This window comes from Lentzea sp. NPDC092896 (assembly GCF_044754905.1).
Lineage (GTDB): Bacteria > Actinomycetota > Actinomycetes > Mycobacteriales > Pseudonocardiaceae > Lentzea.
In genome coordinates this window covers 40,762-63,232 of sequence record NZ_JBIVPX010000005.1, presented here as the reverse complement: position 1 = coordinate 63,232, position 22,471 = coordinate 40,762, and the positions used below count along the sequence as shown (strand labels likewise).

The 22,471-nt window shown below is 69.1% G+C and carries 25 protein-coding genes; 14 read left to right on the top strand and 11 right to left on the bottom strand.

Translation table 11 applies throughout. The annotated features are described in order from the left end of the window. Positions 1-2 precede the first annotated feature (2 nt). The gene (locus ACIQF0_RS24800; RefSeq protein ID WP_396425301.1) at positions 3-779 is read right to left on the bottom strand and encodes an ABC transporter ATP-binding protein; all 777 of its coding nucleotides are present in this window, start codon (positions 777-779) and stop codon (positions 3-5) included. Between the two features lie 210 nt (positions 780-989). Here ACIQF0_RS24800 and ACIQF0_RS24795 point away from each other — a divergent pair, with 210 nt between their 5' ends. From ACIQF0_RS24795 to ACIQF0_RS24785, 3 genes are read left to right on the top strand one after another with little or no spacing between them, the layout of a single operon-like run. Further along, on the top strand, positions 990-1,454 hold the full coding sequence (locus tag ACIQF0_RS24795) for an SRPBCC family protein (protein WP_360032342.1): 465 nt from the start codon (positions 990-992) through the stop codon (positions 1,452-1,454). A 12-nt stretch (positions 1,455-1,466) separates the two neighbouring features. Further along, on the top strand, positions 1,467-2,186 hold the full coding sequence (locus tag ACIQF0_RS24790; protein WP_093604823.1) for a SigB/SigF/SigG family RNA polymerase sigma factor: 720 nt from the start codon (positions 1,467-1,469) through the stop codon (positions 2,184-2,186). 42 nt (positions 2,187-2,228) lie between these two features. Continuing rightward, positions 2,229-2,651 carry a DUF4383 domain-containing protein gene (locus tag ACIQF0_RS24785; RefSeq protein ID WP_401032922.1) on the top strand — a complete coding sequence of 141 codons (423 nt, stop codon included), beginning with the start codon at positions 2,229-2,231 and terminating at the stop codon, positions 2,649-2,651. On the opposite strand, the gene ACIQF0_RS24780 is transcribed toward ACIQF0_RS24785, so the two are convergent. Continuing rightward, on the bottom strand, positions 2,638-3,549 hold the full coding sequence (locus tag ACIQF0_RS24780) for a DNA topoisomerase IB (RefSeq protein ID WP_401032920.1): 912 nt from the start codon (positions 3,547-3,549) through the stop codon (positions 2,638-2,640). The two genes, ACIQF0_RS24785 and ACIQF0_RS24780, sit on opposite strands and share 14 nt — an antisense overlap. Positions 3,550-3,598: 49 nt before the next feature. On the opposite strand from ACIQF0_RS24780, the gene ACIQF0_RS24775 reads away from it, so the two are divergent. The 3 genes from ACIQF0_RS24775 to ACIQF0_RS24765 are packed head-to-tail and all read left to right on the top strand — an operon-like array spanning position 3,599 to position 5,817. Next, positions 3,599-4,666, top strand: a complete 1,068-nt coding sequence (locus ACIQF0_RS24775; RefSeq protein WP_401032918.1) for a glutamate--cysteine ligase — start codon at positions 3,599-3,601, stop codon at positions 4,664-4,666. After that, positions 4,666-5,433, top strand: coding sequence for an iron-containing redox enzyme family protein (locus tag ACIQF0_RS24770; RefSeq protein ID WP_401032916.1), 768 nt, complete (start codon positions 4,666-4,668; stop codon positions 5,431-5,433). The genes ACIQF0_RS24775 and ACIQF0_RS24770 overlap by 1 nt, the downstream gene beginning before the upstream one ends. Positions 5,434-5,451: 18 nt before the next feature. Beyond that, positions 5,452-5,817: an STAS domain-containing protein gene (locus tag ACIQF0_RS24765; protein ID WP_401032914.1), complete on the top strand. Its 366-nt coding sequence runs from the start codon at positions 5,452-5,454 to the stop codon at positions 5,815-5,817. On the opposite strand, the gene ACIQF0_RS24760 is transcribed toward ACIQF0_RS24765, so the two are convergent. Genes ACIQF0_RS24760 through ACIQF0_RS24750 form a run of 3 tightly spaced genes read right to left on the bottom strand, consistent with a single transcriptional unit; the run spans position 5,802 to position 8,944 of the window. After that, complete coding sequence (locus tag ACIQF0_RS24760; RefSeq protein WP_360032360.1) at positions 5,802-6,146, bottom strand: hypothetical protein; 345 nt, start codon at positions 6,144-6,146, stop codon at positions 5,802-5,804. The two genes, ACIQF0_RS24765 and ACIQF0_RS24760, sit on opposite strands and share 16 nt — an antisense overlap. Positions 6,147-6,156: 10 nt before the next feature. Beyond that, positions 6,157-6,603 (bottom strand): nucleoside deaminase, encoded by a 447-nt coding sequence (locus ACIQF0_RS24755; protein WP_401032912.1) that lies wholly within the window; start codon positions 6,601-6,603, stop codon positions 6,157-6,159. Between the two features lie 10 nt (positions 6,604-6,613). After that, positions 6,614-8,944, bottom strand: coding sequence for an immune inhibitor A domain-containing protein (locus tag ACIQF0_RS24750; RefSeq protein WP_401032910.1), 2,331 nt, complete (start codon positions 8,942-8,944; stop codon positions 6,614-6,616). A gap of 171 nt (positions 8,945-9,115) precedes the next feature. Between ACIQF0_RS24750 and ACIQF0_RS24745 the strand changes: the two genes are divergently transcribed. Continuing rightward, a complete protein-coding gene (locus ACIQF0_RS24745; protein ID WP_401032908.1) occupies positions 9,116-10,603 on the top strand; it encodes an Nramp family divalent metal transporter in 1,488 nt (495 codons plus the stop codon). A gap of 7 nt (positions 10,604-10,610) precedes the next feature. On the opposite strand, the gene ACIQF0_RS24740 is transcribed toward ACIQF0_RS24745, so the two are convergent. Further along, entirely contained in the window at positions 10,611-11,120 is a 510-nt protein-coding gene (locus ACIQF0_RS24740; protein ID WP_401032906.1) for a hypothetical protein, read from the bottom strand. A gap of 5 nt (positions 11,121-11,125) precedes the next feature. Beyond that, positions 11,126-11,455, bottom strand: a complete 330-nt coding sequence (locus ACIQF0_RS24735; protein ID WP_401032904.1) for a TfoX/Sxy family protein — start codon at positions 11,453-11,455, stop codon at positions 11,126-11,128. Between the two features lie 84 nt (positions 11,456-11,539). Between ACIQF0_RS24735 and ACIQF0_RS24730 the strand changes: the two genes are divergently transcribed. Beyond that, positions 11,540-11,812 (top strand): YggT family protein, encoded by a 273-nt coding sequence (locus ACIQF0_RS24730; protein ID WP_360032375.1) that lies wholly within the window; start codon positions 11,540-11,542, stop codon positions 11,810-11,812. Here the strand turns inward: ACIQF0_RS24730 and ACIQF0_RS24725 are convergent. Then, complete coding sequence (locus ACIQF0_RS24725) at positions 11,793-13,328, bottom strand: FAD-binding oxidoreductase (protein ID WP_401032902.1); 1,536 nt, start codon at positions 13,326-13,328, stop codon at positions 11,793-11,795. The genes ACIQF0_RS24730 and ACIQF0_RS24725 overlap by 20 nt on opposite strands. A 92-nt stretch (positions 13,329-13,420) precedes the next feature. On the opposite strand from ACIQF0_RS24725, the gene ACIQF0_RS24720 reads away from it, so the two are divergent. Further along, positions 13,421-14,203, top strand: a complete 783-nt coding sequence (locus ACIQF0_RS24720; protein WP_401032900.1) for a hypothetical protein — start codon at positions 13,421-13,423, stop codon at positions 14,201-14,203. Here ACIQF0_RS24720 and ACIQF0_RS24715 read toward each other — a convergent pair. Together ACIQF0_RS24715 and ACIQF0_RS24710 are read right to left on the bottom strand one after the other, a co-directional pair. Beyond that, positions 14,200-16,788, bottom strand: a complete 2,589-nt coding sequence (locus ACIQF0_RS24715) for a CHAT domain-containing protein (RefSeq protein WP_401032898.1) — start codon at positions 16,786-16,788, stop codon at positions 14,200-14,202. The genes ACIQF0_RS24720 and ACIQF0_RS24715 overlap by 4 nt on opposite strands. After that, a complete protein-coding gene (locus ACIQF0_RS24710; RefSeq protein WP_401032896.1) occupies positions 16,785-17,207 on the bottom strand; it encodes a hypothetical protein in 423 nt (140 codons plus the stop codon). The genes ACIQF0_RS24715 and ACIQF0_RS24710 overlap by 4 nt, the downstream gene beginning before the upstream one ends. On the opposite strand from ACIQF0_RS24710, the gene ACIQF0_RS24705 reads away from it, so the two are divergent. The 5 genes from ACIQF0_RS24705 to ACIQF0_RS24685 all read left to right on the top strand — a co-directional run bounded on the left by ACIQF0_RS24705 (position 17,178) and on the right by ACIQF0_RS24685 (position 21,889). After that, positions 17,178-18,065, top strand: a complete 888-nt coding sequence (locus ACIQF0_RS24705) for a S8 family serine peptidase (RefSeq protein ID WP_360032390.1) — start codon at positions 17,178-17,180, stop codon at positions 18,063-18,065. The genes ACIQF0_RS24710 and ACIQF0_RS24705 overlap by 30 nt on opposite strands. A gap of 54 nt (positions 18,066-18,119) precedes the next feature. Further along, on the top strand, positions 18,120-18,737 hold the full coding sequence (locus ACIQF0_RS24700) for an RNA polymerase sigma factor (protein WP_401032893.1): 618 nt from the start codon (positions 18,120-18,122) through the stop codon (positions 18,735-18,737). After that, a complete protein-coding gene (locus ACIQF0_RS24695) occupies positions 18,715-19,158 on the top strand; it encodes a hypothetical protein (protein ID WP_401032892.1) in 444 nt (147 codons plus the stop codon). Before ACIQF0_RS24700 ends, ACIQF0_RS24695 begins: the two co-directional genes overlap by 23 nt. A 98-nt stretch (positions 19,159-19,256) precedes the next feature. After that, complete coding sequence (locus ACIQF0_RS24690; protein ID WP_401032890.1) at positions 19,257-20,057, top strand: SAM-dependent methyltransferase; 801 nt, start codon at positions 19,257-19,259, stop codon at positions 20,055-20,057. After that, on the top strand, positions 20,057-21,889 hold the full coding sequence (locus ACIQF0_RS24685) for a diguanylate cyclase domain-containing protein (RefSeq protein ID WP_401032889.1): 1,833 nt from the start codon (positions 20,057-20,059) through the stop codon (positions 21,887-21,889). Before ACIQF0_RS24690 ends, ACIQF0_RS24685 begins: the two co-directional genes overlap by 1 nt. Before the next feature lie 43 nt (positions 21,890-21,932). Here ACIQF0_RS24685 and ACIQF0_RS24680 read toward each other — a convergent pair whose 3' ends face one another. Continuing rightward, a complete protein-coding gene (locus tag ACIQF0_RS24680; RefSeq protein WP_401032887.1) occupies positions 21,933-22,451 on the bottom strand; it encodes a snapalysin family zinc-dependent metalloprotease in 519 nt (172 codons plus the stop codon). Between the last annotated feature and the right edge of the window lie 20 nt (positions 22,452-22,471).

The following is a 22,471-nucleotide window of genomic DNA, read 5'->3' as shown; positions in this document are numbered from 1 at the left end:
GCTCAAGACAACCACCTCTTCCTGCGCTTGTAGTGCTTGACCGCACGGAACGAGGAGGTGCCGAGGCCGAGGTAGAACTCGCGGATGTCGTCGTCGGCGAGCAGTGCGTCCGCCGGCTTGTCCATGACGACCTTGCCGGTCTCCAGCACGTAGCCGTGGTCGGCGATGGAGAGCGCCATGCTGGCGTTCTGCTCCACCAGCAGGACGGTGGTGCCCTGTTCGTTGATCTTCACGACGAGGTCGCGGATCTGCTGCACCAGCAAGGGCGCGAGGCCGAGGCTGGGTTCGTCCAGCAGCAGGTAGGACGGTTCCGACATCAGCGCCCGGCCGATCGAGAGCATCTGCTGCTCGCCGCCGGACAGGTAGCCCGCGCTCTGTCTTCGTCTTTCGAGGAGTCGCGGGAAGAGCTCGTAGCAGCGGTCCAGGTTCTGCTTGAGCCGCTTGGGTCTCGCGTGACCTCCGACCTTGAGGTTCTCCTCGACGGTCAGCTCGGCGAGGATTCTGCGGCCCTCCAGGGCCTGTTTGATGCCTCGGTCGGCGATCTTCGCCGGTGGGAGGCGGTGAATCGGTTCACCGTCGAGCGTGATCGAGCCCTTGGTGACCTTGCCGTCGTGCACGTCGAGCAGGCCGCTGAAGGCCCTCATCAACGTCGTTTTCCCAGCTCCGTTCGCTCCGAGCAGAGCCACGACCTTGCCCTGGGGCACCTTGAGGCTCACGCCCCGGAGCACCAGCATCACGTCGTCGTAGACAACCTCAAGGTTGTTCGCCTCGAGCACCAGCGCCTCCTAGGGCCCCTGACATACCGCGCAGTATGCCGTCCCTGTTACATGGATCACATAGCGATTTGACCACTGTGGGCGAATTCGTGATGCGCAGATGGCGATTGGACCAGCACTCAGCGTGACCGTCCACTATGGACGAGTGTCGGATGTGTAACGCGGCGTGACACGGGTACTCACCTGATGACGACAACCGATCGAGGAGGTTTTGTGACCACCATTGAGAAGTCGGTGGACGTCCTAGTGCCAGTGAGCACGGCGTACAACCAGTGGACCCAGTTCGAGTCCTTCCCGGCGTTCATGGACGGCGTGGAGAAGATCGACCAGGTCACGCCGACCAGGACCCACTGGACGACGAAGATCGGCGGGATCGTCCGCGAGTTCGACGCGGAGATCACCGAGCAGCACGCGGACGAGCGCGTCGCGTGGACGTCGGTCGAGGGCCCGCCGCAGGGCGGCGTGGTGACGTTCCACCGCATCGACAACGAGACGACTCGGGTGCACCTCCAGATGGAGTACGAGCCCGAGACCCTCACCGAGAAGGCCGGAGCCGCGCTCGGCGTGGTCGGCCACCGGATCGAGGGCGACCTGAAGCGGTTCAAGGAGTTCATCGAGAACCGCGGTACCGAGACCGGTGCCTGGCGTGGCGACGTCACGCCGCCGCCGCAGGTCTGATCGCGGTGCGCGTTGACGCCGGACCAGCACGCGGCGTTCGAGGAACTCGCCCGCACCTCCCGTGACTCGCGGTGCTACTACGCACTGCGGGACCGGCTGGTGCGCGAGTACCTCCCCCTCGCCCGGCACATCGCCCGCCGCTTCAGCGAACGCGGCGAGCCCATCGAAGACCTCGCGCAGGTGGCGGCGGTCGGCCTGATCAACGCCATCGACCGGTTCGACGTGGGCCGGCAGACGGACTTCCTGTCCTACGCCGTGCCCACGATCACCGGCGAGGTGCGGCGCCACTTCCGCGACCAGTGCTGGGCGGTGCGGGTCCCCCGCAGGTTGAAAGAGCTGTGCGACTCGATCGACGGAGCCACCGCCGAACTGTCGCACCGCACCGGGCGATCTCCCACTCCCTCCGAGATCGCCCGGCACCTGGGGGTGTCGCTCACCGACGTCTACGAGGGCCTGCGGATCGAGAAGAACGTGGCGTTCGCGCCGCTCGACTCGCTGGAAGGCTCGACCGTCGACGACCCGGCGCTGGAGGGCGTCGAGATCCACGAGGCCCTGCAGCCGATGCTGCGGGGCCTTCCCCGGCGCGAACGGACCATCGTGGTTCTGCGGTTCTTCGGCCGGCTCACCCAGACCGAGATCGCCCGCCGCGTGGGCATCTCCCAGATGCACGTGTCGCGGCTGCTCACCAAGTCACTGGAGCAACTGCGGCACGACTTGCTGGCGGAAGAGTGAAATGAGCGAGCGAGAATGTCCGGTTCTGGCGATACTGACCTCATGAACCGGTTGCGGTGGCCTCAGAAGCTGGCGATCGGCACCGGCGCGCTGCTCGTGCTGTGGGGCGTGGCCGGTTTCTTCGTGACCGGCCTCTCCTCCTTCGCGGGCGAATCCGAGACCTGGATCCTCGGCCTGCGCGTCAACCCGTTGCAGAACGTCATCCACCTGGTCTTCGGTGCCGCGCTGCTGCTCGCCGTCCCCCGGCTGAAGGCGCTGAGCGGGACGGGCCTGCTGGTCGCGGTGGCGTTCCTGGTGCTGTTCGGGCTGGGCCTCGCGCGCTACGACGACGAGGTCGTCAACTTCCTGAACGTCAACCCCGGCAGCAACGCGCTGCACCTGTTCGCCGGGTTCGCGTCGCTGGCCGCGGCGCAGGGTGCCGCGTGGTGCCGGCAGTGCGACCGGGCCGCCCTCAAGGCCGCCTGAGCAGCCTGCGCACCGCTCGTTCCGGATCGCCCCTGCCGATGACCTCGCCCCGCTCGAAGGCGTCGACCAGGCGTGGGTCGACGTAGGACTTCCGCGCCACCGACGGCGTGTTGCCCAGGTTCCCGGCGACCTCCTTCATGACCAGGCTGACCGCTCGTTTCGACGGCTTGGGCTGTGCCGCGAAGGCCTGGGCGGCGAACACCGTGGCGTGCCAGGTCCGCAGGTCCTTCACGCTGAACTCGTCACCGACCAGTTCGCGGAACCGCTCGTTGACGTCGTCGGCGGTGAGGTCGAAGACCCGGCAGTCCGGCGACTTGTCCCTGACGAGCGACCGGACGGCCCGCGCGAGCCGCGGGTCGGTGACCTCCTCGTCGACCTCCACGCCGGACTTGGCGGGAAACCGGAACCGGACCCGATCCCCGGTCACCGACAGGTGTTCGCACAGCAGGGTCGAGACGCCGTGCGAGCCGTTCTCCTCCACGTACTCCTCGCTGCCGACGCGGAAGATGCCCAGATCGAGCATCCGCAACGCGATCGCGAGCAACCGCTTGGGGCCGCGCGCCCTCATGTCCTTCTCGATCTGCTCGCGGAACCCGCCGAGCTTCGGGGCGAGCTTCAGCACCCGGACGAACTTCTCCGTGTCGCGGTCGGTCCGCCACTGCTCGTGGTAGAGGTACTGACGGCGGCCGGCGTCGTCCACGCCCACGGCCTGGATGTGGCCGTTGGGGTGCGGCGAGATCCACACGTCCTGCCACGCCGGCGGGATGACCAGCGCTTTCACCCGTGCCACGTCCTCTTTGGGCAGTGCCGAGCCCGACTCGTCCAGGTAGCGGAAACCCTGGCCGTGCCTGCGCCGGGTCCACCCGGGACCGGCTGTCCTGCTGCGCCTCAGTCTCATCTGGCCACTCCGAGATTGATCACCATGAAACGCGGGTACCCGCCCCGCGATGAATCACTACACGGTCGGCGTGGAACAGGAGTTCCTGCTGGTAGATCCCGATTCGCGGCGGCCGGTGGCACTGGCACCCCGGGTCAGGGAGATCTCCAGCGCGCCCGGCGACCTCGACGTGCAGGGCGAGCTGACGCCGTTCCAGATCGAGGTGGCCACCGGAGTCACCTCGTCGTTCGAGGAACTGACCGACCAGGTGCGGCAGGGACGACGGGTGCTCGTGGACGCCGCCGACGAGGCCGGGTGCCGGCTGGTGGCGACGGGCATGCCGCCGATCGGCGAGGCCGGTCCCCCTCCCGGATCGGATGACCCCCGCTATCACCGGATCGAGTACTCCCACCGAAGACTTGTATCGGGAACGGGCGCGTGCGGATTGCATGTGCACGTGGGTGTTTCATCGAAGTCCGAAGCATTGGCGGCGTCGAACAAGCTGCGGGCGTGGCTGCCGACGTTGCTGGCACTGAGCGCGAACTCCCCGTACTCCCAGGGAGAGGACACCGGGTACGCGAGCTGGCGGTCGATGGTGTGGTCGCGCTGGCCGGTGAGCGGACCGCCGCCGTTCTGGAACGGGCCCGCCGACTACGACCGGACCGTCGACGCGTTGATCAGCTCGGAAGCGTTGATGGACAGGGCGATGGTGTACTGGGACGTCCGCCCCTCCGCCGATCATCCTACGGTTGAGGTGCGCGTCGCGGACATTCCGCAGCTGGCAACGGAAGTCGCGGTTCTCGCGGAGTTGATCCGTGCCCTCGTCGTGACGGAACCCTCCGAACAGCGGGTGGACGATTCCGTGCTGCGAGCGGCATATTGGCGGGCGTCGCGCGACGGGGTCGACGGACTGGCCGCCGATCCACACACCGGAAAACTCTCCCCCGCGTTCGACCGGGCGACCTCGCTCGTCGAGCACGTCGCGGTCGCACTGCGCGATCGTGGCACTCTGTCTACTGTGGAGCACCAGTTGGACTGGTTGCGCCACAACGGCTGCGGTGCCGCTCGACAACGACGCTGCCCGGACCCCGAGTCCCTTGTGGACATGCTGATCGCCCGAACGCGTGAGGAAACCTGATGCGCCTCCCCGGTCCCTGCGGCCACATGAGCTCCGCCCTGGTCGCAGCGCTGCGACTGCCGCCCCCGCCGCGGCCCGCGCTGCTCGTCAGCGGCGGCACCAGGGACGCGTGGCTCGACGACGACCTGCAGCTGTCGCTGTGGATCTGCTACGAGCTGCGGATGCGCGGCTTCGACGACGTCGCCGCCGGCTGGGAGGACCACCCCGCGCTGGCCCAGTTCCACGCCGCCCTGGAAACGCGCTGGGAAGAGGCGCTGCGGTCGCTGACCGAGGTCACCTCACCCGCCGCGTTGCCGGCAGAGGGACTGGCGGAACTCCGCACGCACCACGCGTTCTGGCAGCCGCGCCGCGAGATGCGGTCGGTGCTGCGCGACATCCAGGGCGACGCGTACGGCACGCGTTCCGAGCGGACGCATTCGGTGCTGTTCACCGTGACGTTGCGCGATCTGGAGCCGTCCGTCGGCGTCGACGAAATGCCCGCGCCGACCCTGGCCCTCGCGAACGCGCTGTCGTTGTTCGGCCTGCACCGGCGACTGGTCGGCGCCCTGGTCGGGTTCCTGACCGCGGTCGACACCATCGGCGGTGACCCGTTCGCGCAACTGCTGCCCGTCCAGTGCCCTCCCGACGACATCCGTCTCGGCTTCACCGCGTGCCACGAACTGCACGCCCGCCTGACCCAGCACGTCCACGTTTCCCAGCAGGCCGGCCGCACCTCGCTGAGGGGGCGTCGAACGCCGGTTTCGAGCCGGGTTAACGTGGGGTGCTGACCGACTGAAGGAGATCGCGTGCCTGACCCCACCGCTCTGGCCACCGTGGTCGCCGACCGGATCGCTCCGGACGTCCCCGTGCTGCACGTGTCCGGCGAGCTGGACACGACGTCCAGCGGCGAGTTGACCGGACCGCTCGCGGACAACGTGGCGGAGGGCCAGCGGGCAATCGTCGTGGACCTCGGCGGCGTGAAGTTCCTGGGTTCCGCCGGGCTGGAGGCTCTCGTCCTCGGCCAGCAGCGTGCTTCGAACGCCGGCGTCGAGTTCGTCGTGGTGGCCTCGTCGCGGGCCGCGTTGCGCCCGATCGAGGCGACCGGGCTGGACGCGGTGTTCACGATCCTGGGATCGATGGACGAGGCCGTGGAGCGCTACTCGGCGAAGTAACCGCCGGTCGGGCCGTCCGGCCCGATCCGCGTCAACCGCTCGACGGCGCCGGTGTCCTGCTCGGCGGCGTTGATCCGCATCCGGGGGAACGCCTTCGCGTACTGCACCGTGACCACGTTGACCGCGGCCGCGGACGGCGAGTCCTGGGGGCCGCTGACGTTCACCACGACCGGGGCGGCGGACCGTTCCAGCAACGGCAGGTAGGCCTGCAGGACGCGGGCCGCGCCTTCGAGGGCGCCCTCGAAGGTCTCCTCCGCCGCTCCGCCGTGGTTGACCAGCACGTCGAGCGAGTCCGGCGTGGCGGCCGAGGTGATCAGCACAGAAGCCATGCGTCCCACGTTAATCCTGGCCGATGTCCTCGTACCAGAGCTCGGGGCGCTCGGCGATGAACGTCGTCATCAGCTCGACCAGCGAGGGATCCTCGACGACGGTGATGCCCACGCCGTGCTCGGCCAGCCAGTCGTGGCCGCCGTGGAAGGTCGTGGCCTCGCCGATCAGGACGTTCGAGATGCCGAACTGGCGGACCAGGCCGCTGCAGTACCAGCACGGCGACAGGGTCGTGACCATGGTCGTGCCGCGGTAGCCGCGCTGGCGGCCCGCGTTGCGGAAGGCCGAGGTCTCCGCGTGCATCGAGGCGTCGCCGTCCTGCACGCGGCGGTTGTGGCCCCGGCCCAGCAGACGGCCGTCGCCGTCGAAGAGTGCCGCGCCGATGGGGATCCCGCCTTCGGCGAGTCCCATCCGCGCCTCTTCGACGGCGACGGCCAGCATGTCTTCAGCAGCGGTCATGCGTTCGACGCTACTTCGTCTTGTACAACTTCACCGTCATCGACGTGCCGCTCTGGCGCAGAACCTTCAGGCCGACACCGGCGGCGGGCAGCTTCACACCCGCGTTCGGCTGCTCGGCGTACCAGAACTGCTTGGTGTCGTCGAACGTCGGCTGGGCCGCCGCGCCGCGGACGTAGGACGCCTTGCCGTTGACGTGCAACGTGAAGGAGTCCGACTTCTGCAGCGAGAACGGCGCGTCGTACCCGCTGACGGTCGGCGACCAGCGCTGACCCTCCAGGTTGTAGAGCGGCGCCGGGTTGGCGTCGATCGGCAGGATCAGGCCCTCACCGGGGTGCTCGCTGACGTTGTTGTCGAGGAAGCTCGTGTTCCACAACGACACCAGCAGGCCGTCCTGGTACGGGAAGTGCTCCACGAAGTCGGGCTTGTCCGGGAAGCTGTAGCGGTACGGGCCGGTCTGGTTGTACTTGCCGTACGACTCGTAGGTGCGGTTCGAGGCGATGTAGAACTGGTCGAACGCCTTCGTTTCCTTGCCCTCGGTCGTGCGGAAGCCACGTGTGGTCCACAGCCCGGCGGTCTCGCCGCCGTCGGTCAGCACCGGGGCGCCGTCCGCGGTCACCGTGATCTGGTCGGCGAAGAAGCCCTGCAGCGCAAGGGCTCCGTCGGTGCGGTAGGCGAAGCGCAGCTTGGTGTTCTTGCCGGCGTACGCGTCGAGCGACACGTTCACGTCGACCCACTGGTTGTCCGACGAGCTGCTGATCGCGGGCGAGTCGCCGGAGTCGCGGGCGAACGGCTGACCGCCGGCCGTGCCGTCGAGCTGCGTCCAGCTGCCGTCCTCATTGGACGCTTCGACGTAGAGGTAGTCGTAGTCGGCCTCGATGTCGAAGCGGGCCTTGAGGGTGAGTGACGCGCTGGTCTTGCCGCGCAGGTCGAGCGGGGCCGTCATGGAGTGGTCGAGGTCGTTGCCCTTCTCGCTCCACCACATCTTGCTGCCCGCGAAGGGAGCGCCGTAGTCGAAGTTCTTCGAGATGTCCGGCAGGACGACGACGAGCCCCTGGGCCTTGGCGCTGTTGTACTCGTGCGGGCCGAGGTCGAAGACGCGTTCCTGACCGGCGACCGCGACCTCGTAGTCGAGCCAGCCGAGCTGCAGCTTGTCCCACGCGGAGAACTCGTTGGCACGCTCACCGGGAGCCTCGCCGGGGGCGTTCACCCGGTTCTGGGCCATGATCGACCACCAGTTGACGCCGTTCGTGCCGCCGTTGGTGTCGTAGTGGTCCGGCAGGCCGAGGTCGTGGCCGAACTCGTGCGCGAAGACGCTCACGCCGCCGTTCTCGGGCTGCACGGTGTAGTCGCCGACCCACAGGCCGGTGTCACCGATCTGCGCGCCACCGAGCTTGTTGCTGCCGGGACCGGACGTGTAGTTCTTGTACGCGTAACCGCGGTGGCTCCAGAGCGCGTCCTCACCCTGCAACGGGTCACCGTCGGCCTGGTCGCCACCGGCGTGCACGATCTGGAAGTGGTCGATGTAGCCGTCGGCCTCGTTGAAGTCGCCGTCGGAGTCGTAGTCGTAGCGGTCCCACACGTCGTACTCGGCCAGCGACGCCTTGATCTGCGCGTCCGTCTTACCGGCGGCCTTCTGGTCCGCGACCCACTGCGTGACGGCGTCCTTGATGAGCTCACGCGAGTTGTTGCAGATGTTGTCGTTGCACGGGTAGCCGTTGCTGCGGCCGTAGCGCGCCTCGTTGTACTTGACCTTCACCCAGTCCGTGACGAGTCCGTTGACCGTGTACCGGCCGCTGGACTGCTTGTCGTAGAAGTTCGCGACGGAGTTGGCGTCCTTCTTGCGGCTGAAGTACAGGTCCTGGAAGTACTTCTGGCTGAAGTCCTTGCGCCAGATCGTCGTGTTGTCGACGGCCCGGTTCGGCTCGGGGATCTGGTTGTGCGCCGGCCCGTCGAACCGCTGCGGCCCCGGCGTGGCCGGGTTGGTGTCGCGGTCGGGGTAGTCGGGGTGCCGCTCGTTGCCGAACTCCGTGAGGATCACGAAGATCTTGTCGGTCTTCTCCCGCTTGAGCTCGACGTACTGGTCCTTGTCCTGCTTCTTGCTCTTGCCGACCTTGGCGACGGTGCTGGTCCCCCGCTTCTCCGTCGACTTCTGACCGGTCAGCACGTCGGCGAGCGCCTGCTGCTTCAACGCGCGGCGCTTGATCTCCAGCTCGTGCGGCTGCTCGTCGGACTGCCGCGTCTCCTGCACCTCGGGCTGCGCGGGCGGCGTCGCGGTCGCCGGTGTGACCATGCCCGCGCTGATGAGCGCGAGCGCCGCTGCTCCCGCCAGAACTCTTCGCACTTGTCGTTCCCCTCTCGGAATCCCGAGCGCACGCTACGTACGGGTGCTGAGGATCGACACGTCCGAAGGTCGGGACTAAAGGGACATGCGGTCCCGCCGGCCTGTTGACCGAGCACCGGACACGTCGGGAGAGTGGGAGCTTCCGTTCCCCGACGTGTCGGGAGGTCGACAGTGTCGTCGATTCAAATCGGAGTGAGCAGGCCGCCGCTGGACGTGGCGGACCTGCCTGAACCCGAGGACGTCTTCAAGGTTCGCAGACTGGGCCCGCTGCAGGTGGTCCAGTTCGTCATCGGCCCGAGCCTGATCGCGCTCGGCATCTCGATCGGCAGCGGTGAGTGGCTGCTCGGCCCGCAGGCGGTCGGCAGGTTCGGTTTCGTCGGCATCGGCTGGGTGATCACCGTGTCGGCGCTGCTGCAGACGTTCTACAACGTGGAGATCGCGCGTTACGTCGTGGCGACCGGCGAGTCCCCCGTCGTCGGGTGGGGGCGCGTGCCGCCGGGCTGGAAGTTCTGGGTGCCGTTCTCGCTGGCCCTGTTCTACTTCGCGTTCATCTTCGGCGGCTGGGCGGCGGGCGCCGGACAGGGACTCTTCGCGTTGATCGCGGGCCGCGGCTACCGTCCAGGCGAGATCGAGTACGTGCGACTGCTCGCGATCGGCCTGCTCGTCGTCGTCTTCCTGATCACCGCGGGGGCCCGCAAGGTGTCCCGCGCGTTGGAGCTGACCAACTGGGTGCTCGTCGGCACGCTGCTGCTGATCCTGATCGTGGTGACGGTCGCGATCGTGCCGTTCTCCGTGTGGTCGGAGGGAGTTCGCGGCCTGGTGACCCCGGCCGCGCCACCCGAGGGCATCACGGCGACCCAACTGGGCGGACTGGCGGGGTTCACGGCGCTGGCGTCGGGGCTGAACTGGTACGCGATGAGCCACTACCGCGACAAGGGCTACGGCATGGGCCACCGCGTCGGATTCCTCTCCGGCATGCGCGGCGGCAAGCAGGAACTGCGCCACGTCGGCGTGACCTTTGAGGACACTCCGGCGAACGCCTCCCTGTGGCGACGCTGGTACCGGCTGCTGCTGATCGACCAGTGGGCGGTGTTCTTCGTGGGCGCGATGCTCGGCATGCTCCTGCCGACCGTGCTGATGGCGCACCTCGTGGCCGTGTCAGGGCAACAGCCGACCGCGGCGAACGTGCCGACGTACTCGGCCGAACAGCTGGGACTGCTCTACGGCCAGGGCATGTTCTACCTGATGCTGGTGGTGGGTGTGCTGGTGCTGTTCTCGACGCAGCTCGGCATCTTCGAGGCGCTGGTGCGCAACTTCACCGACGCGGCGCACGCGGTCTCGCCCCGGCTGCGCAAGCGGATCGAGGACGACCCGCGCAAGTTCTACTACCCGTTCATGCTGCTGGTGCTCGTGATCATCGCCGGCGCGCTGCACCTCGCGCTGCCCGTGGAGCTCGTGCAGATCTCGGCGAACATGTCGAACCTGGGCGCGCTGATGTTCCCGTTCGCGTTGATGTACCTGAACTCCCGGCTACCGCGGCCGGCCCGGCCGCGGTGGTGGCACCACGTGATCCTGGTGCTGAACGTGGTGTTCTTCGGGTTCTTCTTCGTGAACTTCGTGTACGAGTTCTTCACGGGAGGTCCGCTGGTGCGGTTCTGAAACTGGGTCATCTCACGAAGTCCTCGATGTCTCCCAGAGCGTCTTCGGCTCTGCCGCCGAGTTCTGGGTCGTCGAGCAACTCCCGCAGCCAGGGCACCACCTCTGGTAACACCTCGCGATCGATCCTGCCGACGTGGCCAAGGCACGTGACGGCGAGCGCTGCGAGACCCCGGTCGTCGCCACGGGTCACGTCGAGCAGGATGTGCTGCAACTGCACGCGTTCCGGGTCGTGGCGGACGAGGGCGAGCATGGCCTGGTAGGCATCGAGGCCGCCCGCGCGGAGTTCGCCATGCCAGCGCACCACGCACTCGTCGAGCACGACCCCGGCCGATCGGCCCAGCCAGTCGTCCAGATCGCCGGACACTGTCTTCCAACGGCCACCCTCGGCGCGGACAACCAGTTCGTCGTCCACCACGCCGACGAGTGGATCACCGGCCCACTCGAAGACCAGACCGCCGAGCGCCGGGACCTCGACGATGTCGCGCCATCCCTCCAGGGCCTCCCGGACCCGTTCCACCAGGCTCACTTCGGCGGCAACCCCTCCACGAACTCCCGGCACCGCCCGACCCACTCCTCCAGCGCCTCGTCCTCCGCCACCGCCTCCCCGTCCACGACCACCCAGCCGTTCATCGGCCGCCCGGTGAAGTCGAAGACGCGGGCACCCGGCTGGGCCAGCGCGTCGGCCTGCGCCTCCGGCCCGACACGGGCTATCAGGTCCGAGCCCAGTGCTCCTACCAGCATGTTTCCTCGCCACATGAACACCAGGCTGCCGAACATCTTCCTGGTGCTCAGGTCCGGGAGGTCGCCCAGCGACTCGCCCAGGCGGTGGGCGAGGCCCTCGTCGTACGCCATTCGCTGAATACTGTCTCAGCGAGTTGCCAGGCGCCTCTCAGTTTCGTGTGGCTTCATGGACATACAGGACATAAGGAGGCCATCTTGTTCGGCTTGGTCGGATGGATCGTCGGTTGGATCTTGACGCTGTTCATCCTCGTGATGATCGGCCGGATGATCGTGGACTGGGCGGTCACGCTGCAGGCGCGCGGTGACTGGGTGTGGCAGGTGCGGCGGGTGACGCACGGCGTCACGGAGCCTGTGCTGTCGCCGGTGCGCAAGGTGTTGCCGCCGGTGCGGTTCGGTGGGTTCGGGCTGGACCTCGCGTTCACGGTGGTGTTCATCGCGGCGCTGATCCTCAGGTCGATCGTGTGGTGAGGACGCCGGGGTTGAGCACGCCCTGAGGGTCCAGCGCGGCCTTGGCACCGGACAGGGCCGCGCCGAAGACGTCCGGCCGTTGGCGCGTGTACCAGGGCATGTGGTCGCGGCCGACGGAGTGGTGGTGCGTGATCGTGCCGCCCGACTCGATCAACGCCTCCGAGACCGCGGCCTTGATCTCGTCCCATTGCGCGGTGAGGCTGCCCCAGCGGCCCGGCGCGTAGATGCCGTAGTAGGGCGCGGGACCGTCCGGGTAGACGTGGGTGAAGCGGCACGTGACGATGCCGATGCCGCACACCCTCTTGAGCGCCTCGGTCGCCGCCTCCGTCACCGCCGCGTGCAGTTCAGAAAAGCGGTCCCAGGTGCAGGCCGTCTCGAACGTCTCGGTGATCATCGCGTGCTGGGCCATCGCGTCGCGCTGGTAGGGCATGCGCAGGAACGACTTCCGCCACCGCCCCGCCGCTCCCTCGACGACCTCGCCGTCACCGCAGAGCTCCAGCGCACGGGCGAGCAGCGCGTCGACGGGGTGGTCGGCGGACTCGAAGGCCAGCACCAGCACGGACGACGGCGATCCGGCGTTGAGGAACGCCTCCGCCGGGTCCAGCAGCCGGCAGTTGGCGGGATGCAGCCCGGACTGCGCGATCAGCCGCGTCGCCTCGACGGCCCGTTCCCACGACGCGAACCGCACCGAGGCGCCCGCACGGTGGACCGGCGGCTCCTGCAGCCGCATCCACGCCTCGGTGATCACTCCCAGAGTGCCCTCGGAGCCCAGGAAGAGGCGGTCCGGCGACGGCCCCGCACCCGACCCCGGCAGCCGGCGCGACTCGGAGATCCCGCTCGGCGTCACGACCCGCAGCGACTCGGTCAGGTCGTCGATGTGCGTGTAAAGCGTGGCGTAGTGGCCACCCGCGCGCGTCGCGAGCCAGCCCCCGAGCGTCGAGAACTCGAACGACTGCGGGAAGTGCCGCAACGTCAGCCCGTGTTCCTTCAGCTGCGCTTCCAGCGACGGACCCAGCACCCCCGCCTGAATCCGCGCGGCGCGGCTGGTCGGATCGACCTCCAGCACCCGGTCCAGCCCGCCGAGATCCAGCGTCACGACCCGGTCCAGGTCACGGGGTTCGACCCCGCCGACGACGGAAGTGCCGCCACCGAAGGGGATCAGCGCCACGCCGTTCGACCCGCACCAGTCGAGCACGTCCACGACGTCCTGCTCGGTGCGCGGCCGGGCGACGGCGTCCGGCAGCGGGCCGACGTCGCCTGCGAGGTTGCGGGTGACGTCGCGATAGGCCTGGCCGCGGGCGTGCGCGAGCCGGTCGACGGGATCGGTCGAGCAGATGTCACCCGGCGGCTCGACGCGCGACTCGGGCAGGTCCAGCGAGGACGGGTCCGGTGGCTCGTGGAACGTCAGGTCCGCGTCCGGCAGCACGGCCCGGACCCGCTCGACCAGCGCACGGCGTTCCTCCGGGGTGACGGCGTCCTCGACGTTGCCCCAGCCCCACCACGACCTCGTTGTCATGACGAGCAACCATAAGCGAAACGCTCGCGTTCTGGAATGCCTGAGTAGAAGTACACGCGCGTGCCAGGCGATCGCGGCGCTACCGTCACGTCATGAAGTTCTGGGGGATAGCACTTCTGTTGCTGGCGCTCGTGGTGACCGCGTTCTTCGCCGGCCAGCCGGACGGCAACAGCGCCACCGACAAGAAGGCGAGAGAAGTCGCCGAACGCATCGGCTACCCGCGCGGCACCGACGGCAACGCCTACGCCCGTTCCGCGCTGTACGGCAACACCGACCAGAAGTACTTCGCGGTCCTGGAGATCACCGACAGCCCGACCGCCGACCCGCAGAAGGTGCGCGCCAGCCTGCTCTTCCGCGTCTTCGATCCCGGCACCTCCGAGTCCACGGGATTCCGGCTCTGGGACGAGGACCCGGTGACCGCCTGCTACCGCGCCGACTTCAACCACTACGGCGTCACCGACGGAGGCCCCGACCGCGTCCGCTGCCCCGCCGACGCCAGGCCGATCGTCCCGCCGCCCGCCCAGCGCACCGGCGTTCCGGAGAACTACCCCGAAGCCTTCAAGACGATCCTCACCGCACTGCCGCCCACTCCGACGGCCGACGAGGTGCTCGCGGAGCTGCGCGCGAAACTTCCGCCGATGCCGGTCGACCCGGAGAGCAAGCTGCCCTGGAAGGAGCCGCGCCTCGACGCGTTCGTGAAGGACGGCAACGTCGGCGTCGTCGCCGCGGGAGGTGGCGACTGCCTCAACGGGGTGCGGCTCGCCAACGGCACGGTCGAGGCCTGGCACCCGCCGCGCGTGCAGACCCAGCCGGGCGAGATCGGCTGCTCAGGCCAGAGCGCGCTGGTCCTGTACACGACGCCGCCACCGCACTAACCCGCGCCGAAGCAGACGAACCCGACCGCAGCCGCATAAGCAGCGTCGTCCGCGGAAGCCCGTTGCACCGCGGCCAGAGCCTCCGCCGGAGCCATCCCGGCGGCGAGCTTCTGGTGCAGTTCCACCATGACGGGCGCCGTTCCGTCCGTCGGCACCGGAACGACCGGCGCGATCAACGTCCGGGTGCCCAGGCCGAGCAGTGCCGCGGTGAAGCCCATCAACTCGTCACCCGGCCGGACAGCGGACTGCCCGGTGTCGCAGGCCGACAGCACCACCAGCGTCGGCGGGGTGCGCAGGCGTTCGATGTCGTAGACGGTCAACGGCCCGTCGGCCAGCTCCAAAGCCGAGAACAGCGGGTTGTCGACGCGGAACGAGCCGTGCGCGGCGATGTGGGCGAGCGCGGCACCGTCCATTGCGGACGCCACTGCACTCACGGTCGCCTCGGTGTCGACCAGAACGCGTCCGGCGACGTGGGCGCTGATGGCCTTGATCTCGGCAGGAGCGGCGGCCATCCGCGGTCCGGCGGCCAGCACGGCCTCACCGGAGGCATCGGGCACCGAAGTGGCGCGCAACCAGACCGAGGCCGAAGGCGCGACGGTCACCTGGCGGTTCAGCACGGCCCACGGCAGCCCGTTCAGAGCACCGGTCGGCACGACCACCAGAGGCCGGCCGTCGATCCGCGCCGACAGAGGATCGAGCAAACGGCGAGCCAGCAGCGAAGCCGCGTGCGACGCCGACGAGCGGGCCACGGCCATGTTCGGCAGCTGCGGCGGCAACGTCACGAGGCGGTGCAGGGCGAAGCGGAGCAGGCGGATCTCGCGGACCACGCCCTCCACGGCGCCCAGGGAGTGCAGCGAGGCGCGGCCGCCGGCCAGGACGACGGCCATCAGCACGCCGTCGTACTCCACGAACTCGATCAGCGCCGACGACCCCAGCGCGGACCCGAGCGCGCCGACCGACGGTGGCTTGAAGACGGAGACCTCGCCCGACACCTGACGGGTGAGGTCCCGGACGCGCTGCTCGGCGCGGACCAGCTTGGCGCGCAGGGCACCGGCGGGCTTCCCGGCCAGCACAGCGGATTCCACGTCCGCCGCGACCGCGCGCAACGACGCCAGCGCGTCCTCGAGGCGAGGATCGTCCGGCGGTGACACGGACTTCATCCGCAACGCCCCGGCCCGCCAGCTCTCGGTCCACGACAGCACGCGCGCCGCGTTGCCCGAGGCCACCGCGAGCCGCAGGCCTTCCAGCGCGAGAGCCTGGCCCTGCACACCGATCGACGCCCGCAGCTCGGCCGCGCCCAGCGACACCCGGTACTCGTCCAGCAGCCCGATCCCCCGGCGCAACGCCGAAGAGGTCCCCCGCACGTCACCGGAAAGCTTGCGGCGCAACGCTTCCGCGTACCAGCCGCGCACCCGCAGGCCGGCCGGGCCGCGCAGGCGTGCACCAGCGGCGACGGAGAACTCGGCGACGGCACGCGCCCGGTGGCCCAGGTCGGCGGCGACCAGGCCTGCGTCGATGCGGGCCTCCAGGGCGGGCAACCGCCAGTCCATCGCGTCCAGCTCGGAGGCGACCCGCGACAACGCCAGGCGCAGCGGCCTGTTCCGGTCCCCGCGCAGCACCGCGGCGTGCAGTTCCAGGTAGCGCGCGCCGGCCGCCCACAGCAGGCGTTGCTCGTGACGGAACCGGCGGCGTGCCTCGGCGGCGAACCCGTTGGCGGCGTCGGGATCGTCGTCCAGCAGGGCGATCCGGGCGCGGAAGTACAGGGCCTCCGAGACGCCCAACGGGTTCTTCAAAGCCTTCAGCTCGGTGATCGCGCGGTCGGCGGCGGCGCGGGCCTCGTCCAGCAGGGGCACCGAGACGAGCAGCTCCAGGCGGTTGACCAGCAACACCGGCCGCATCACGTCGAGGCGCCGGTGCACCTCTTCGGCCTTGTCGAACAACGTCAGCGCGGCGGGCACGTCACCACTGCGGGTCGCCATGATGCCGGCGTTCCAGTGCACGTCGGCGACACCGAGTTCCTGACCGAGCTCGCCCAGCAGGGAGGCCGCCAGCTCGAAGTCCGCCGACGCCTCACGCATGTTCCCCACGTACGCGCGCACGAGGCCGCGGTTGTTGAGAGCGCGCGCCTCGACCAGTTGATCCCCCACACGACGTGCGCCGGCGATGGCCGCCGTGTAGTCGCGCTGCGCGTCGTCGTAGCGGGTCAGGTAGTGGAAGACGATGCCGCGTTGCTTCAGCGCCGCCACCGAGTCGGCGCCCGTCAGCGACGGCATGGCGTCGTCCAGCAGCTTCAGCGCGGCCTTGTGCTTGCCCGTGTAGGCGAGCACCCAGGCCAGGCTCATCTGGGCCAGCGCCTGCAGGCGGGGCAGCGAGGCCTCGGCGGCGATGCGGATGGAGCGGCGCAGGTGCCGGGCGGCGCCGGCGAAGTCGTGCATCTCCCGCAACGCCAGGCCGATGGCGCGTTCGGCGATGGACCATTCCGAACGATCTTCCGTCGCGCGCAGGACGGCGCGGGCCATCTCCACGGCCGCGCGCGGGTTGCGCTGCCTGGCCTCCAGCGCGTCCTCCGCACAAAAGTCGGTCACGGCAACACTTTATCCGCTGTGGTAGCTTGATCAAGCTCGGTCGGGGTGCCCGTCAACGCTGCTTTAGTGAGGCCGTGGTGTCGAAGTCGCCAGAAAGCGCGGAGCTTTACCAAAGAGCTTTCCTGCAGCTCATCGCCGAGGACAAGACCATCAGCTTCCACGCCGAACGCGGGCGTGAATTCCTTTATCGACCCGGCCAGTTGCTCGTCGGGGCCGAGGACCAACAACGTGTGATCGAAAAGCTGCGGGAAAACAACATCGCCGCGCGCCCGGGCGAAGGATTCGCCGGATTGGCGCGATTGACGTTGCCGAACAACCCGGAGGACGTGCCGCGGATTGTTCGGTTGTTGCGCGACCAGCGCACCTGGCCGGGCGAGCGCGTCCCGCTCGTGCAGCCGCACCACGTGCTCGTCGGCCACGGCGGCCTCGTCATGGGCAGCCCCGGCGACCGGCCGTACCCCGCGGACCCGGTCTCGGCGCCGAAGTACGACGAGCGTCTGAAGAACGTCCGGGTCGGCATCATCGACACGGGCATCTCCGCCGACGCGGGCGGCGAGCACCCCGAGTGGTTCGACGGCCGGTACGCCAAGGAGGCCGACGACGTCGACGCCGCCTACAGCAGCGGCGACAACTTCGCGTTGCAGGGCGGGCACGGCACGTTCGTCGCGGGCGTCATCCAGAACGCGGCGCCGGGCGTGACGTTCGACCCGGAGGCCGGCCTCGACCCGAACGGGTTCGGCGACGAGGAGCGGGTCTGCCGCAAGATCACCGAGCTGGGCAAGAAGAAGATCAACGTCCTGAACCTGTCCCTCGGCTGCTTCACCGAGGACGACGTGGCCTCCGAACCGTTGCGCCGCACGATCGAGGCACTGCCAGAGGACGTCGTGGTCGTCGCCTCGGCCGGCAACCAGGGCACGCAGCGGCCGAGCTGGCCCGCCGCGCTGTGCCGGGTCACCGCCGTCGCCGCGGCCCAGCAGGAACGCGACGGCTCGATCGTCCCGGCCTTCTACTCGAACTGGGGCCACTGGGTCGACGCGTGCGCGATCGGCAACCGCGCGTCCACATACCTCAAGGGCGAGTGGCAGCTGCCCGGTGAGGGCTCCGCTACCCCGTTCGCGCTGTGGGCGTACTGGTACGGCACGTCGTTCGCCGCTCCCCTGGTCACCGGGCGGATCGCCGCCACGATGGTCGCGGACGGCATCGACGCACGTCAGGCGCGTGACAAGCTGCTCACCGGACCGGACTTCCACCCCGGCTACGGAATTTTCGTCAAATAGTTGTATCTGCGAGGCAACCTCGGCCTCCGCCAGTTGTGACCGCAAGGAGTCGACGTGACCTCAGCCTCCCCGATCGCCGCGCTCGTGAGCGCGGCGGCCGCGGGCGACCAGTCGGCGTGGAACGAGATCGTGGACCGGTACACGCCGCTGGTGGTGTCGGTGATCTACAAGCACCGGCTGCGGCCGGCGGATGCGGCCGACGTGAACCAGACGCTGTGGCTTCGGCTCGTGGAGCAGATCGGACGACTGCGCGAGCCGGAGGCGCTGCCGGGCTGGATCATGACGACCACCCGCAACGAGTGCCTGCGCGTGCTGCGCGTGCAGCAGCGGACGCACCTCTACGACCCGCTGTCCGAGTCCGACGCGCTGGAGTCGGAGCAGGTGGACGCGGACGTCGAGTCGGACCTGCTGGCGGTGGAACGACGGCAGGCGTTGCGCGACGGGTTCGCCGAGCTCACGGAACAGTGCAAGCGCTTGCTGACGAAGCTGATGACCGATCCGCCGCCGAGCTACCAGGTCGTGAGCGAAGAGCTCGCGATGCCGGTCGGCAGCATCGGCCCGACGCGGATACGTTGCCTGGAGAAGTTGCGCAAGACCCCTGCGCTCTCAGCGTTCCTGGGAGCGCCGGCGAAGAGAGGAGGTGTGCTGGGTGCGGCACGACTGGGACAGTGACGAAGTACTGCTCGACGCCTTGCGCGACGCGTTGAGCACACCTTCGGACGAGGTGCCGCCGGAGTTCGTGGAGGCCGCGAAGGCCGCGTTCACCTGGCGGAACATCGACGAGGAACTGCTGCTCATCACGTCGTACGACTCCGTGCTGGACGACACGCTGTTCGCCCGTGCGCGGTCCACGTCGACGGCGCGGCAGCTCGTGTTCGACGCGGACGGCGTGATGCTGCAAGTGGAGGTGTCGGCGGCGGGGGTCACCGGCCAGCTGATGCCGGCCACCGGACCGGTCACGCTGGTGACGCCGACCGGCGACCACGAAACAGCGGTGGCCGACGAACTGGGGATGTTCGTCATGGGGGTCGCACCACGAGGACCGGTGAAGTTCCGGTTCACAAGTGGCTGCACCGATTGGTTCATCCTCTGACTCACCATTCGTGTGACGGGTGAATTCCCTCGTTCGGCCTACGTCTGCGGCCAGTAGGGTTATCGACGCTCAGAATTCGCATCGCGAGAGGTGTGGCTGTGGTCGATCGAGTCAGCTGGGTTCCGGAAGGCGTCAACGTCGAGGTTCCGAGTTCCGCCCGGATCTACGACTACCTGCTCGGCGGCGGACACAACTTCGAAGCGGACCGCGCCACGGCGGAAGCGCTGATCAAGGTTCTTCCGGTGCGGGACATGGCCCGGCGCAACCGCGCCTATCTGCGCCGGGTCGTGCTGGAACTCGCGGAACTCGGCGTCCGGCAGTTCCTCGACCTCGGTTCGGGCATCCCGACCGTCGGCAACGTGCACGAGGTGGCGCACGAGGTCGCCCCGGACTCGAAGGTCGTGTACGTCGACTTCGAACCGGTCGCGATCACGCACGCCGAACTGATGCTGGCGGGCGAGCGGGACGTCACCGCGCTGCTGGGCGACCTGCGCGAGCCGGAGAAGGTCGTGGCGCAGGCCCAGCAGCACCTCGACTTCTCGCAGCCGATCGGCCTGCTGGTCGTGGGGGTCCTGCAGTTCATCCCCGACTCGGACGACCCCTGGGGCGTGTTGTCGCGCTACGTCGAATCGCTCTCGTCCGGTTCGTACCTGGCGCTGTCGCACTTCACCGCGGACAGCATGCCCGCGGCCATGGCGGCCGGTGCGGAGATCTTCGCGAAGACCGCGGAGCCGATCACCCCGCGCACCCGCGCCCAGGTGACGGACATGCTGGCGGGTACCGAGATCGTGGAGCCCGGCATCGTGTTCACGCCGCAGTGGCGGCCAGAGACGCCCGAGGACGTCGGCGACGATCCGTCCAGGGCCAACCTCTACGCCGCGGTGGGCCGCAAGCCCTGATGACCACCACGCCCGTCGCACAGCGCTGGGCGGCTGTTCTGATCGAGAGCGCGTATTCGCCGATGTCGCGGCGGAAGCTGACGCAGCACCTCGAGGAGCACGCCGCCCGGCTGCGTGCTGGGCAGGCGGCGGTGGCCATCGGGGAATGGCTGGTGCGCAAGCGTTTCACCGGACCGGACTCGTTGCGGCGCACGCTCGAGGTGCTCGGGCCGGAGTTTCCTCCCGAGGTGCTCGGCGCACTGGCGGCGGGATACGTGCGGGCGACGCGCGACCAGTTGTTCGCCGAGCAGGAGCTCGTCAAGAACGCTCTGCTGAAGGCCGTCGAGGACGCGCAGCGCGACCTGCACGACAGCGAGGCCCGTTTCGCGCAGGTCTTCGCGACGACGGCGGTGGGCATCGCGATCTTCGACCTGGACGGCGCGGTCGTGGAGGCGAACGAGGCGCTGGCCGCCATCCTCGGGCACGAGGAGATGCCCAAGGAACTGTTCGCCGAGCCGGACGCGGCCGCACTGGCAGCGGCCTGCCTGCGCCTGCTCACGTCCTCTGTGGACACCGACCGGCGGGAGTGGGAACTCGCCCGCGGCAACGGCGACACGGTGTGGGCGAACGTCGTGCTGTCCGTGCTGCGCGGGTCGGACGGGCTGCCGAAGTTCCACGTGGCGTTGATCGAGGACGTCACCGAGCAGCGGATGCTCCAGGAATGGCTGCGGCACCAGTCGCTGACGGACCTGCTGACCGGACTGCCGAACCGGGCGTCGTTCACCGACAAGCTGGAGTCCGCGCTCGCGACCGGCGAGCCGCACACCCTGGGCTACCTGGACGTCGACAGCCTGACGATCGTCAACGACGGCTTGGGGTACGTGGCGGGCGACGCCGTGCTGGTCGAGGTGGCGCGGCGGCTGCGGGTGGTACTGCCGGACGCGGTGGTGGCACGGGTCGGCGGCGACGAGTTCGTCGTGCTGATCCAGGGCTCCCCCGACGTCGCGGCGCTGGCGGCGATGATCGACGAGGAACTGTCCGAGCCGGTGTACCTGCAGGGCGCCGGCGTCGCGGTGTCGACGTCGATCGGTTTCGTGCACACCGCCGGCCCCGGCGTGGATCCCACGGCGCTGCTGCGGCGCGCGCATTCGACGTTGCGCAGAGCGGAAGCCGGCGGCAAGAGGCAGTGGGCGATCTACGACCACGAGGCCGACGCCGCCGACCGCACCCGGTTCGCGCGGATCGCGGCGATGCCCGGTGCCTTCGAGAACGGCGAGATCTCCGTGGAGTACGCGCCGGTGTCGTGGGTCTCGGGACCACTCGCCTTCGTGGAGGCCACGCTGCGCTGGGGCGCCACCCGGCACGACGACGTCGTCGCCCACGCGGACGCTCTCGGCCTGGCCTCGCGGCTCGCGCGGATGGTGTTGCAGGACGCGTGTTCGCGCGGCGAGCCGGTGCTGATCCGGTTGTCTCGCGACCAGTCCAGGGACCCGGATCTCGCGGCGCACGTGCGGTCCACGTTGCGGGGCAACTCGTTCCCGGCGTCGTCGCTGTTCCTGGCGCTGGACGTCCGGTCGATGCCGGACGGCGAGGAGAACCTCGAGGTGCTGCACGACATGGGCGTGCACGTGCTGCTGCACGAGTTCGGCGGCGGGTTCGCCGGGCTGTCCACTGTGGACCGCAGTCCGGTCTGGGGCGTCCGGCTGGCCAAGCCGCCCTCGGAACGGCTTGCGCGGCAAGGGCTCGCGCTCATGGTGCCGTTGTTGCGGTCGGCCGGCGTGCACGTGATCGGCGGGCCGGGCGACCCGGACGAGCTTCGGGCGCTGGGCGTGGATCTGGTGGTCTCGCTGTGAGTGGTTGTGGCCGTCAGGGAGACCACAACCACCCACGTGCGTTTTAGGCAGCGTCCTCGAACGTCGTCGCCTGAACCGTCACGGTCCCGCCGAAGTTCCGCACGACCTCGGCCTTCTCCGCGGCGTTCGGGTTGGGGTTCTTGCACGACGTGCCGGCGCTGGCACCGGACATCAGGTCGGTGCACAGACCCGTCCGGCGGTCCGGCAGGCCCAGGATGTGGCCGAGCTCGTGCGCGGCGATCCGGACCTTGTCGTGGCCTTCGGTGACCGCCTGGCGGCCCATCCACACCTTGCCGCGGCCGAGACTCGTCGTCTGGGCGCGGGGCCAGCCGTTGTCCGCGACGATGGTGATGTTCGCGGCGCCGGGGACCTTCTTCAACTTGATGGTGTTCGGGAGCTGCGTGTTCCACACGTTCGCGCCCGCGTCGACGGCCGCCACGAACTCAGCGGCGCCGGACGAGTTGTAGGTGATCTCACGGGGCGCGGCTTCCGCGGTGCCGATGAGACCGACCGAGAGGGCGGCAGCACTGGCGACCACAGCAATTGTTTTGCGCAGGGACACAGGAATCTCCTCGCAATGCA

Bases quoted from the DNA above. Each gene is read 5' to 3' on its own strand.
- ACIQF0_RS24685 (WP_401032889.1), top strand. From the start codon at position 20,057: ATGACCACCACGCCCGTCGCACAGCGCTGGGCGGCTGTTCTGATCGAG.
- ACIQF0_RS24770 (WP_401032916.1), top strand. From the start codon at position 4,666: ATGCGCCTCCCCGGTCCCTGCGGCCACATGAGCTCCGCCCTGGTCGCA.
- ACIQF0_RS24725 (WP_401032902.1), bottom strand. From the start codon at position 13,328: ATGACAACGAGGTCGTGGTGGGGCTGGGGCAACGTCGAGGACGCCGTC.
- ACIQF0_RS24780 (WP_401032920.1), bottom strand. From the start codon at position 3,549: ATGAGACTGAGGCGCAGCAGGACAGCCGGTCCCGGGTGGACCCGGCGC.
- ACIQF0_RS24775 (WP_401032918.1), top strand. From the start codon at position 3,599: ATGAATCACTACACGGTCGGCGTGGAACAGGAGTTCCTGCTGGTAGAT.
- ACIQF0_RS24735 (WP_401032904.1), bottom strand. From the start codon at position 11,455: ATGGCGTACGACGAGGGCCTCGCCCACCGCCTGGGCGAGTCGCTGGGC.
- ACIQF0_RS24720 (WP_401032900.1), top strand. From the start codon at position 13,421: ATGAAGTTCTGGGGGATAGCACTTCTGTTGCTGGCGCTCGTGGTGACC.
- ACIQF0_RS24755 (WP_401032912.1), bottom strand. From the start codon at position 6,603: ATGACCGCTGCTGAAGACATGCTGGCCGTCGCCGTCGAAGAGGCGCGG.
- ACIQF0_RS24785 (WP_401032922.1), top strand. From the start codon at position 2,229: ATGAACCGGTTGCGGTGGCCTCAGAAGCTGGCGATCGGCACCGGCGCG.
- ACIQF0_RS24760 (WP_360032360.1), bottom strand. From the start codon at position 6,146: ATGGCTTCTGTGCTGATCACCTCGGCCGCCACGCCGGACTCGCTCGAC.